The organism is Paraburkholderia sp. CI3 (assembly GCF_050436505.1).
Classification (GTDB): domain Bacteria; phylum Pseudomonadota; class Gammaproteobacteria; order Burkholderiales; family Burkholderiaceae; genus Paraburkholderia; species Paraburkholderia tuberum.
This window is the reverse complement of record NZ_JBNDMI010000004.1, coordinates 4270290-4282467: the sequence shown is the minus strand read 5'-3', so window position 1 is coordinate 4282467 and position 12178 is coordinate 4270290. Positions and strand designations below refer to the sequence as shown.

At 61.2% G+C, this 12178-nt stretch carries 12 protein-coding genes; all 12 read right to left on the bottom strand.

The features are described 5' to 3' along the window. Positions 1-11: 11 nt before the first annotated feature. Entirely contained in the window at positions 12-2063 is a 2052-nt protein-coding gene (nuoL, locus tag OKW29_RS41145; protein ID WP_429294889.1) for an NADH-quinone oxidoreductase subunit L, read from the bottom strand. Positions 2064-2080: 17 nt separating this feature from the next. Continuing rightward, a complete protein-coding gene (gene nuoK / locus OKW29_RS41140; RefSeq protein WP_006052894.1) occupies positions 2081-2386 on the bottom strand; it encodes an NADH-quinone oxidoreductase subunit NuoK in 306 nt (101 codons plus the stop codon). Positions 2387-2406: 20 nt separating this feature from the next. Beyond that, the gene (locus tag OKW29_RS41135; RefSeq protein WP_090803774.1) at positions 2407-3099 is read right to left on the bottom strand and encodes an NADH-quinone oxidoreductase subunit J; all 693 of its coding nucleotides are present in this window, start codon (positions 3097-3099) and stop codon (positions 2407-2409) included. A 190-nt stretch (positions 3100-3289) separates the two neighbouring features. Further along, complete coding sequence (nuoI, locus tag OKW29_RS41130; RefSeq protein ID WP_090803773.1) at positions 3290-3778, bottom strand: NADH-quinone oxidoreductase subunit NuoI; 489 nt, start codon at positions 3776-3778, stop codon at positions 3290-3292. Between the two features lie 15 nt (positions 3779-3793). Further along, the gene (nuoH, locus tag OKW29_RS41125; RefSeq protein ID WP_018420018.1) at positions 3794-4858 is read right to left on the bottom strand and encodes an NADH-quinone oxidoreductase subunit NuoH; all 1065 of its coding nucleotides are present in this window, start codon (positions 4856-4858) and stop codon (positions 3794-3796) included. Further along, the gene (gene nuoG, locus OKW29_RS41120; protein WP_429294888.1) at positions 4859-7192 is read right to left on the bottom strand and encodes an NADH-quinone oxidoreductase subunit NuoG; all 2334 of its coding nucleotides are present in this window, start codon (positions 7190-7192) and stop codon (positions 4859-4861) included. 142 nt (positions 7193-7334) lie between these two features. After that, on the bottom strand, positions 7335-8660 hold the full coding sequence (gene nuoF, locus OKW29_RS41115) for an NADH-quinone oxidoreductase subunit NuoF (RefSeq protein WP_184028513.1): 1326 nt from the start codon (positions 8658-8660) through the stop codon (positions 7335-7337). Further along, positions 8657-9142, bottom strand: coding sequence for an NADH-quinone oxidoreductase subunit NuoE (gene nuoE / locus OKW29_RS41110; RefSeq protein WP_027197216.1), 486 nt, complete (start codon positions 9140-9142; stop codon positions 8657-8659). The genes nuoF and nuoE overlap by 4 nt, the downstream gene beginning before the upstream one ends. Before the next feature lie 133 nt (positions 9143-9275). Next, the gene (locus tag OKW29_RS41105) at positions 9276-10529 is read right to left on the bottom strand and encodes an NADH-quinone oxidoreductase subunit D (protein ID WP_429294887.1); all 1254 of its coding nucleotides are present in this window, start codon (positions 10527-10529) and stop codon (positions 9276-9278) included. Positions 10530-10538: 9 nt separating this feature from the next. Beyond that, positions 10539-11141: an NADH-quinone oxidoreductase subunit C gene (locus OKW29_RS41100; protein WP_090803764.1), complete on the bottom strand. Its 603-nt coding sequence runs from the start codon at positions 11139-11141 to the stop codon at positions 10539-10541. Positions 11142-11161: 20 nt separating this feature from the next. Beyond that, entirely contained in the window at positions 11162-11641 is a 480-nt protein-coding gene (locus OKW29_RS41095; RefSeq protein ID WP_006052903.1) for a NuoB/complex I 20 kDa subunit family protein, read from the bottom strand. Positions 11642-11703: 62 nt separating this feature from the next. Beyond that, on the bottom strand, positions 11704-12063 hold the full coding sequence (locus tag OKW29_RS41090) for an NADH-quinone oxidoreductase subunit A (protein ID WP_018420012.1): 360 nt from the start codon (positions 12061-12063) through the stop codon (positions 11704-11706). Positions 12064-12178: the final 115 nt, after the last annotated feature.

Below are 12178 nucleotides of genomic sequence, written 5' to 3'. Positions count from 1 at the left end.
TGTCCCTCGCCTTATTTGCCGCCGAGCGTTACGAACAGGGTCAGGAGCCCCAGCATGCCGATGATCATGGCGAACGCATAGTGGTAGATGTAGCCGGATTGGAGGAAGCGGATCACGCTCGCGAACCAGCCGATAAAGCGTGCGCTGCCGTTGACGATGCCGTCGATCACGACCACGTCGCCTTCCTTCCACAGACCCCGGCCAATGGCCACCGCGCCTCGCGCAAACACGACTTCGTTGATCTTGTCCATGTAGTACTTGTTATCGAGCAACGTGTAGATCGGGCCGAATGCGCGCTTGATGACAGCGGGCAGATCCGGACGGACCAGATACAGGAACCATGCGACCACCACGCCTGCGAGCGCGAGCCACACAGGCAGGCCCGACACCGAGTGCAGACCCATCGACGCCCAGCCCTGGAATTCTTCGGTCATCTCATGCAGCGCCGGATGGCTCTCGCTGATGTAGATCACCTTGTCGAACGCGACGCCGTGCTGGAAGAAGTCGCCGAACAGCATCGGACCGATGCCGATCGCGCCGATCACGATCGACGGAATCGCCAGCAGCACGAGCGGCACCCACACGACCCACGGCGTTTCGTGCGGCTCGTGAGCGTGGTCGTCGTGACCATGACCATGGTCGTCATGCCCACGCGACTCGGCCTCCGCGCCCATCGGCGATTCCGGGTGCTTCGGATTGCGGAAGCGCTCCTCACCGTGGAACACCATGAAATACATACGGAACGAATACAACGCGGTCACGAACACGCTTGCGACCACCGCGAAGTACGCGAAACCCGAGCCCGGCAGATGCGACAGTTTCACCGCGTCGATGATCGAGTCTTTCGAGTAGAAGCCCGAGAAGAACGGCGTGCCGATCAGCGCGAGCGAACCGATCAGCGACGTGATCCACGTAATCGGCATGTACTTGCGCAGGCCGCCCATGTTGCGCATGTCCTGATCGTGATGCATGCCGATGATCACCGAACCCGCGCCGAGGAACAGCAGCGCCTTGAAGAACGCGTGCGTCATCAGGTGAAACACGGCGACCGAATATGCCGACGCGCCGAGCGCGACCGTCATGTAACCGAGCTGCGACAGCGTGGAATAAGCGACCACACGCTTGATGTCGTTCTGGACGATCCCGAGGAAACCCATGAACAGCGCGGTAATCGCACCGATGACCATCATGAACGACAGCGCCGTATCCGACAGTTCGAAGAGCGGCGACATGCGCGTGACCATGAAGATACCGGCCGTCACCATGGTCGCCGCGTGAATCAGCGCGGAGATCGGCGTCGGGCCTTCCATCGAGTCCGGCAGCCACACGTGCAGCGGGAACTGAGCCGACTTACCCATCGCGCCGATGAACAGGCAGATGCAAGCCACCGTCAGCAGTCCCCAGTCGGTACCCGGGAAGTTCAGTGCCGCGAGTTCGGTACGCTTCGCGAAGACTTCGCCGTAGTTCATCGAGCCGGCGAACGCGAACAGCAAACCGATGCCGAGCAGGAAACCGAAGTCGCCGACGCGGTTCACGATGAACGCCTTCATGTTCGCGTAGATCGCGCTCTCACGCTTGAAGTAGAAGCCGATCAGCAGGTACGAAACGAGACCCACCGCTTCCCAGCCGAAGAACAGCTGCAGGAAGTTGTTGCTCATCACGAGCATCAGCATCGAGAACGTGAACAGCGAGATGTACGAGAAGAAGCGCTGGTAGCCGTCGTCGTCGGCCATGTAGCCGATCGTGTAGATATGCACCATCAGCGAGACGAAGTTCACCACGCAGATCATCATCGCGGTCAGCGAGTCGACCAGGAAACCGACTTCGAGCTGGGTCTTGCCGATTGACATCCATTGATAAACGGTAGCGTTGAAGCTCGCGCCGTCCATCACCTGGAAAAAGACCATGACCGACAGGATGAACGAAATCGCGACGCCGAGGATCGTGACCGAATGCGCACCCGCCCGCCCTATCGCCTTGCCGAACAGCCCCGCAATCAGGGAACCAGCGAGCGGTGCCAGCGGAATTGCCAACAGCAGGTTTTCATTGAGTATCGTGGACATAACCGCTTTTCCTGAAATTAACCTTTGAGCTGATCGAGATCCTCGACATTGATCGTGTCGAGACTACGGAACAGGGTCACCAGAATTGCGAGACCGATCGCCGCTTCGGCTGCCGCAACCGTCAGCACGAAGAAGACGAAAATCTGGCCATGCACGTCGCCCAGGTAGTGCGAGAACGCGACGAAATTGGTGTTCACCGCGAGCAGCATCAGTTCGATCGCCATCAGGATGATGATGACGTTGCGGCGGTTCAGGAAAATGCCGACGATGCTGATCGCAAACAGGATCGCGCCGAGGACAAGGTAATGGGCAAGGGTCAACATGATTTCTATCTCCTGTCCGCTCAGCTGTTCTTGGCCGGCGCCGAGTCGGCTGCTGCTGCAGCTGCCGCGGCAGCCGCTTGTTCCGCAGCGAGGGTCGCCGCGGTTTTCTCTGACGGCATCTTCACAACGCGCACGCGGTCCTGCACGCGCACCTTGACCTGTGCGCTGACGTTCTGACGCTTGCTGTCCTTCTTGTGGCTCGTGGTCAGCGCGATCGCCGCGATGATGGCAACCAGCAGGATCAGGCCGGCAATTTCGAACGCGAAGATGTAGTCGGTATAGATGACCTTGCCGATCAGGCGCGTGTTCGACCAGTCGCCCATGCCAGCGGCAGCCGCGGCCGTGTCGTGCAGCGCCGTGGTGGTCGCGCCGTAGCCGTGCCACAGGATCAGCGCGGTTTCGATCACGATGATCGCGCCCACCGCCGAGGCCATCGGCACGAAGCGTTTGAAGTCCTTGCGCAGCACGTCGAGATTGACGTCCAGCATCATCACGACGAACAGGAACAGCACCATCACCGCGCCGACGTAGACCAGCACCAGCAGGATCGCGAGGAACTCGGCCTCCAGCAGCATCCAGATCGCCGCTGCGTTGAAGAACGCCAGCACGAGAAACAGTGCGGACGACACCGGGTTGCGCGAGGTGATCACCTTCAGCCCTGAAACCACCAGGAGCAGCGCGAAGATGTAGAACAGTACGGTCGTGAATTCCATGATTACCGGTTCATCGTTAGGCCATCGTCAGGCATTGTTCTTTGGCACCCGTGGCTGGCAAAAGCGGACGAAACCGCCAGAACCGCCACACAGGTGCGCCGTGCCGCGGCGTTCAGGCCGCGGCGGTCGGCCCGACTGCAGGCCGTGTTACTGCTTTGACTGCCGCATTTGCTGCAAGCGGGAAAACGCTTCAACGATACGGTGCGTCGGCTGCCTTGTTGGCGGCGATTTCTGCTTCGTAGCGGTCGCCAACGGCCAGCAGCATTTCCTTCGTGAAGTAAAGGTCGCCGCGCTTCTCGCCGTGATACTCGAGAATGTGCGTCTCGACGATCGAATCGACCGGGCAGCTTTCTTCGCAGAAACCGCAGAAGATGCACTTGGTCAGGTCGATGTCGTAGCGCGTCGTGCGGCGCGTGTTGTCCGCGCGCGTTTCCGATTCGATTGTGATCGCGAGCGCCGGGCACACTGCTTCGCACAGCTTGCACGCGATGCAGCGCTCTTCGCCGTTTTCATAGCGGCGCAGCGCATGCAGACCGCGGAAACGCGGCGAGATTGGGGTCTTCTCTTCCGGGAACTGCACGGTGATCTTGCGCTGGAACGCGTAGCGTCCGGTCAGCGCGAGGCCTTTCAGCAGTTCCGTGAGGAAGAAAGTCTTGAAGAAGTTTTGGATTGCGGTCATAGGTTCGTCCGCCCTTTATTTCCAGATGTTCAACGGCGACATGATCCAGAAGCCGACCACCACGAGCCACACCACGCAGACCGGAATGAAAACCTTCCAGCCGAGACGCATGATCTGGTCATAGCGATAGCGCGGGAACGTGGCACGCGCCCAGATGAACACCGACAACAGGAAGAAAACCTTGGCGACGAGCCAGACGATGCCCGGGATGAACGACAGGAACCCGAACGGGGCGCTCCAGCCGCCGAGGAACAGTGTTGCAGCCAATGCCGAGATCACGATCATGTTGATGTACTCGGCGAGGAAGAACAGCGCGAACGCCATACCCGAGTAATCGATCATGTGGCCCGCGACGATTTCCGATTCGCCCTCCACCACGTCGAACGGGTGGCGGTTCGTTTCGGCGATGCCCGAGATGAAGTACACGACGAACATCGGCAGCAGCGGCAGCCAGTTCCAGGACAGGAAGTTCAGGCCGTGCGAGGCGAAGAAGCCCTGCTCCTGCGAGCCGACGATGCCCGACAGGTTCAGCGTGCCGGCCGTCATCAGCACGACCACCAGCGCGAAGCCCATCGAGATTTCGTACGAGACCATCTGCGCGGCGGCGCGCATCGCGCCGAGGAACGCGTACTTCGAGTTCGACGCCCAGCCGGCCAGAATCACGCCATACACGCCGATCGACGAGATCGCCATCGCGTATAGCAGACCCGCGTTGATGTCACCGAGCACCGCGCCCGCCTGGAAAGGAATCACCGCCCAGACCGCGAAGGCCGGCACCACCACCATGATCGGCGCGATCACGTAGATCCAGCGGCTTGCCTGAGCGGGCTGGATCACTTCCTTCAGCAGCAGTTTCAGCACGTCGGCGATCGGCTGCAAGAGCCCGGCGGGACCGACGCGGTTCGGACCGAGACGCACATGCATCCAGCCGATCAGCTTGCGCTCCCACAGGATCAGGTAAGCGACGCACAGCAGGATCGCGACGGCCACCACCAGGATGCGCACGAGCGCCCACACCGTGGGCCATGCCACACCGAGAAGTTGGGCGCCGCCCGAGTTGATCGTATCGAACAAGCTCATTTACGCCTTCTCCACCACCAGTTCACCGAACAGGCTGCCCAGCGCTGCACCGGCAGGCGTAGCCGCCGATACGCGGACGACCGTCTCCGCAAGATTCGCATCGCGCACGGCCGGCAACTGCACCGCTTGCTCGCCCTGACGAACGCGCACCGCGTCGCCCTCTTTCAAACCCAGTTTGTCAAACAGCGCAGCGGGCAGGCCGACCGAATTCGCCGTACGGGCCGCCGCGGTCAGATGCAGCGACTCCGCGCGACGCACGAGCGCATCGGCATGATAGATCGGCACGTTCGCGAGACGCTCGAACTTGCCTTCCGCCGCCTTCGCGGCCTGGCCGCGCGTCACCGCGACGCTGGTGCGGTTCGATAGACGCGACTTCAGATCGCCGTCGCCGAGCGCGGCCGCACGCACTTCTTCGACCGTGTCGTATTCGAAGCCCGGCGCGCCGAGCAGGCTGCCCAGCACGCGCAACACCTTCCAGGCCGGACGCGTGTCGCCGAGCGGACGCACGACGCCGTTGAACGCCTGCACCGTGCCTTCGGCATTGACGAACGTACCGCCCGATTCGGTGAACGGCGCGATCGGCAGCAGCACGTCGGCATAGTCGGCGCCGGTCTGGAACGGCGACATCACGACGACCATTTCGGCCTGCTTCAGCGCCGCAAGCGCCCGCGCCGGATTGGCCGTGTCGAATTCCGGCTCGAGATTCAACAGCAGATAGCCTTTGCGCGGCTGCTCGAACACTTCGTGCGCGTTCAGACCGCCTTCGCCCGGCAGCGCGTTCACGAGGTGCGCGCCGACCGTGTTGGCCGCTTCGGTCAGGAAACCGAGCATTGCACCGGTTGCCTCGGCAATCCATTGCGCCGCGGCGTGGATCGCCGCGAAGTCCGGATGACGGACCGCTTCGTTACCGAGCAGCACGACGCGGCGCTCGCCGGTAGTCAGCGATTTCGCTATCTGCTTGTGCGCGTCCGTCGGCTGCGTGCCCGCGAATGCTTCCGGCAGCGCGACGCCCTTCGCTTCGCCCACCGCGCCGGCGAGGCCTGCCAACATCTCGAGCCATGCCGACGGCGCCGCGACCACGCGTTGCGCCTGAGGGATCATCGCGTCGTCGTTGGTGGCCTGGAGCAGCGTAAGTGCCGAACCGCCTCGTGCGACCTGGCGCAAACGCGCGGCGAGCAGCGGATGGTCACGGCGCAGATCCGAGCCGATCACGAGCGCCGCATCGACGTTCGACAGATCGGCGATCGTGCCGCCGAGCCACGGCGCGCCAGTAACGGGCGCCGAGAAATCCGACTGACGCAGACGGAAGTCGACGTTCGGCGTGCCGACCGCTTGCGCGATCTGCTTCAACAGGAACAGTTCTTCGACGGTGCTGTGCGCGCTCGACAGTGCGGCAAGCGCGTTCGCGCCGTGGTCACTCTTGATGCCCTTCAGACCCTTGACCACGTATTCGAGCGCGGTCTGCCAGTCGGTTTCGACCCACTGGCCGCCTTGCTTGAGCATCGGTCTGGTCAGACGCTCGGGGCTGTTCAGGCCTTCGTACGAGAAGCGGTCCTTGTCCGAGATCCAGCACTCGTTGATCGCTTCGTTTTCGAACGGGAGAACGCGCATCACGCGATTGTTCTTCACCTGCACGATGAGGTTCGCACCGACGGAATCGTGCGGGCTCACCGATTTGCGGCGTGACAGCTCCCACGTACGGGCGCTGTAGCGGAACGGCTTGCTCGTGAGCGCGCCGACCGGGCACAGGTCGATCATGTTGCCCGACAGCTCGGAGTCGACCGTCTTGCCGACGAACGATGTGATTTCCGCATGCTCGCCGCGGCCCAGCATGCCGAGTTCCATCACCCCGGCGATTTCCTGGCCGAAGCGAACGCAACGCGTGCAGTGAATGCAGCGCGACATCTCTTCCATCGAGATCAGCGGACCCACGTTCTTGTGGAACACCACTCGCTTTTCTTCGCTATAGCGTGACGACGACTTGCCGTAACCAACGGCCAGATCCTGCAACTGGCATTCGCCACCCTGATCGCAGATCGGGCAGTCGAGCGGATGGTTGATCAGCAGGAATTCCATCACGGCTTGCTGGCCTTTCACCGCCTTGTCCGACCTGGTGCGCACGATCATGCCAGCCGACACCGGGGTCGCGCACGCGGGCACGGCCTTCGGCATCTTCTCGACATCGACCAGACACATCCGGCAGTTGGCCGCAATCGACAGCTTCTTGTGATAGCAGAAGTGAGGAATGTAGGTGTCGACCTTATGCGCAGCCTGGATCACCATGCTGCCTTCAGGCACCTCGACTTTCTTGCCGTCTATTTCCAGTTCAACCATGATGGTCAATCTTCCTTAACCTGTTACCGCTCAATCGTTCGCCTGTTCATCGCCCGCTTCGGGCCATGAATCCTGCGGTTGAGGTGTTCGTCTGGTAGTTATCCGTCAGCCGAACCTGGCGGGCCGACTCAGGCAGCCACCGTCAGGCAGCCACTGTTTCGGGCGCCGCCGCGCCGGCATGGCCGCCGACGAGGCAATGCTTGTGGGCGACGTGATATTCGAATTCGTCCCAGTAGTGCTTGAGCATGCCCCGAACCGGCATCGCGGCCGCGTCGCCGAGCGCGCAGATCGTGCGGCCCATGATGTTTTCCGCGACGGAGTTCAGCAGATCCAGATCTTCCTGGCGGCCGAGACCATGCTCGATACGATGCACGACGCGATACAGCCAGCCCGTGCCTTCACGGCAAGGCGTGCATTGACCGCACGACTCTTCGTAATAGAAGTACGACAGGCGCAGCAGCGAGCGCACCATGCAGCGCGTCTCGTCCATCACGATCACTGCGCCCGAGCCGAGCATCGAGCCGGCCTTCGCGATCGAGTCGTAATCCATGTCGGTCTGCATCATCATCTCGCCCGGAATCACCGGCGCCGACGAACCACCAGGAATCACAGCCTTGATCTTCTTGCCGCCACGCATGCCGCCGGCGAGTTCCATCAGCGTCGCGAACGGCGTGCCGAGCGGAATTTCGTAATTGCCCGGACGCTCGACGTCGCCCGACACCGAGAAAATCTTCGTGCCGCCGTTGTTCGGCTTGCCGATTTCAAGGTAATTCTGCGGGCCGATGGCAAGCAGGAACGGCACCGCCGCGAACGTTTCGGTGTTGTTGATCGTGGTCGGCTTGCCGTACACGCCAAAGCTCGCCGGGAACGGCGGCTTGAAGCGCGGCTGCCCCTTCTTGCCCTCGATCGATTCGAGCAGCGCGGTTTCTTCGCCACAGATGTACGCGCCGTAACCGTGATGCGCATGCAGCTCAAACGAAAAGCCAGAGCCCATGATGTTGTCGCCGAGGAACCCGGCGCGGCGAGCTTCTTCCAACGCTTCTTCGAAGCGCTTATAGACTTCCCAGATTTCGCCGTGAATATAGTTGTAGCCGACCGTGATGCCCATCGCGTACGCGCCGATCGCCATACCTTCGATCAGCGAATGCGGATTGAAGCGCAGAATGTCGCGGTCCTTGAACGTACCCGGCTCGCCCTCGTCCGAATTACAGACGAGGTACTTCTGGCCCGGGAACTGACGCGGCATGAAGCTCCACTTCAGACCGGTCGGGAAGCCCGCGCCGCCGCGGCCGCGCAGACCCGACGCCTTGACGTCGGCGATCACCTGCTCGGGCGCGATCTTTTCTTCCAGGATGCGGCGCAGCTGGGCGTAACCGCCGCGAGCCACATAGTCTTCGAGATGCCAGTTGTCGCCGTTCAGTCCGGCGAGAATCAGCGGTTTGATGTGACGATCGTGTAAAGCCGTCATTTCGAAAGTTCCTCGAGCAGCTGGTCGATCTTCTCGCGGCTCATGAAGCTGCACATGCGTTGGTTGTTCACCAGCATCACCGGCGCGTCGCCGCACGAACCCATGCACTCACCCTCTTTTAGCGTGAATTTGCCATCGGGCGTGGTTTCGCCGAAGTCGATGCCGAGCTTCTGCTTCAGGTATTCAGCGGCGCTTTCGGAACCGCCGTCCGGGCCGAGCTGGCACGGCAGGTTCGTACAGAGCGTGATCTTGAACTTGCCGACCGGCGAGGTCTCGTACATCGTGTAGAAGGTCGCTACCTCCTGCACGGCGATTGCCGGCATGCCGAGATAATCCGCGACGAACTGCATGAGTTCGGGCGACAGCCAGCCATGCTCCGTTTGAGCAATGGCCAACGCCGACATCACGGCGGACTGTTTCTGATCCGCGGGGTACTTTGCGACCGCACGATCGATTTCTTTCAGGCCTTCAGCTGAGATCATTTTCAGACACGACTCTTTCAATTCCTACCGAACGAAAACCTGTCGCTCACGTCATACTGCGACAGACCCGGCGTTCCTTTGCTTGACCCGCGTGGCGGTGCGACGACCGCAGACGCGCGTCGATGAATACGTCCTAGCGATCAATTTCGCCGAACACGATGTCCTGCGTGCCGATGATCGTCACGGCGTCGGCGATCATGTGGCCGCGCGCCATTTCGTCGAGCGCGGACAGGTGCGCATAGCCCGGGGCGCGGATCTTCAAACGATACGGCTTGTTGGCGCCGTCCGAGATCAGATAGATGCCGAACTCGCCCTTCGGATGTTCGACTGCGGCATACGCCTCGCCTTCGGGCACATGGAAGCCTTCGGTGAACAGCTTGAAGTGGTGGATCAGATCTTCCATGTTCGACTTCATGCCGACGCGCGACGGCGGCGCAACCTTGTGATTGTCCGTCATCACCGGGCCCGGATTTTTGCGCAGCCACTCAATGCACTGTTTCGCGATACTCGTGGACTGGCGCATTTCTTCGACGCGTACCAGATAGCGGTCATAGCAGTCGCCATTCACGCCGACCGGAATGTCGAAGTCGAGCTTGTCATAAACCTCATACGGCTGCTTCTTGCGCAGATCCCACTCGATGCCCGAGCCACGCAGCATCGCGCCGGTCATGCCGAGCTGCAGCGCGCGCTCCGGGCTGACCACGCCGATACCAACCAGACGCTGCTTCCAGATCCGGTTGTCGGTGAGCAGCGTTTCGTATTCGTCGACACACTTCGGGAAGCGCGTAAAGAAGTCGTCGATGAAGTCGAGCAGCGAACCCTGACGGTTTTCGTTCATCTTCGACAACGCCTTCGCATTGCGAATCTTCGACGCCTTGTATTGCGGCATTGCGTCAGGCAGATCGCGATAGACGCCGCCCGGGCGATAGTAGGCCGCGTGCATGCGCGCGCCCGACACCGCCTCGTACACGTCCATCAGGTCTTCGCGCTCGCGGAACGCATACAGGAACACCGCCATCGCACCGACGTCGAGCGCGTGCGAGCCAATCCACATCAGGTGATTCAACACGCGCGTGACTTCGTCGAACAGCACACGAATGTATTGCGCGCGCAGCGGCACGTCGATGCCGAGCAGCTTTTCAATGGCGAGCACGTAGCCGTGCTCGTTGGCCATCATCGACACGTAGTCGAGACGGTCCATGTACGGCACCGACTGGATGAACGTCTTGCTTTCGGCGAGCTTTTCAGTCGCGCGATGCAGCAGACCGATGTGCGGATCGGCGCGTTGGATCACTTCGCCGTCGAGTTCGAGCACGAGACGCAACACACCGTGCGCTGCCGGGTGCTGCGGACCAAAGTTGAGCGTGTAGTTCTTGATCTCTGCCATGACGTTCTCTTAGTGTTTCAGACCGCCATAGCGATCCTCGCGGATCACGCGCGGCGTGATTTCCCGCGGCTCGATCGTCACCGGCTGATAAACGACGCGCTTCTCTTCCGGGTCGTAACGCATCTCGACGTAGCCGGAGACCGGGAAATCCTTGCGGAACGGATGACCGATGAAACCATAGTCGGTCAGAATGCGGCGCAGGTCCGGGTGACCTTCGAAGACGATGCCGTACAGGTCAAACGCTTCGCGCTCGTACCAGTTGACCGAATTCCAGATATCGACGACGGACGGCAGGATCGGCATGTCGTCGTCCGGCGCGAACACGCGCAGCCGCAGACGCCAGTTGTTTTGTACCGACAGCAGATGCAGCACTGCCGCAAAACGCGGGCCGTCGTAAGCGCCTTCGGCATAGGTCTGATAATCGACGCCGCACAGGTCGACACACTGCTCGAAACCGAGCGAGCGATCGTCGCGCAGACGCTTTGCCACGTTGAGGTAGTCGCCGGCCTTGACGACGATCGTCAATTCACCGACCGACTCGGTCACGCTCAACAGGAGGCCGCCAAAGGCCGCCTCGAGGTTCGCTTTCAGGGTCTCGAGTTTGCTTGCCATATTGTGGGGAGGCGTTGGCCTTATTGACGGGCGATGGTGTTAGTGCGGCGAATCTTGGCTTGCAGCTGGATCACGCCGTATACCAGCGCTTCCGCCGTGGGCGGACAACCCGGCACGTACACGTCGACCGGGACGATCCGGTCGCAGCCGCGCACCACCGAGTACGAGTAGTGGTAATAGCCACCGCCGTTCGCGCATGAGCCCATCGAGATCACCCACCGCGGCTCCGCCATCTGGTCGTAAACCTTGCGCAGAGCAGGCGCCATCTTGTTGCACAGCGTGCCGGCGACGATCATCACGTCCGACTGACGCGGACTCGGACGAAACACGACGCCGAAACGGTCGAGATCATAACGGGCAGCGCCCGCATGCATCATCTCGACCGCGCAGCACGCAAGACCGAACGTCATCGGCCACAGCGAGCCGGTGCGCGTCCAGTTGATCAGTTTGTCCGCCGTAGTGGTGACAAACCCTTCCTTCAAGACCCCTTCGATACTCATTTGCTTTCCACTCCAGACGGGGCGGCAAGCCTGGCCACCCACGCAAACCGGCGATTAATCCATCATTCCCAGTCGAGGCCGCCCTTCTTCCAGATGTAGGCAAAGCCAAGCAGGAACTCGAGCAGGAAAATCATCATTGCCGTGAACCCAGCCCAGCCGATGTCACGCAACGCCACGCCCCACGGGAACAGGAATGCGGTCTCAAGGTCGAAAATGATGAAGAGAATGGCGACGAGGTAGTAGCGCACGTCGAATTTCATGCGCGCATCTTCGAATGCTTCGAAGCCGCACTCGTACGGTGCGTTTTTCTCGGTGTCGGGCTTGTTGGGACCGAGGAGCTTGCCAATACTGACCAGTGCTACGCCTAAACCGGTGCCCACAATAAGGAACAGCAAAACGGGGAAATAGGCTGCGAGGTTCAAGACAATCCTCAATCGGTTGGTTCTGAGTGCCGTCAGGAGCATAGCACCCCTGACGCGAAATCACTTCCTCAACGCGCATGACGTAAGCCGTACAGCGATACGCCAGAAGTGAAAA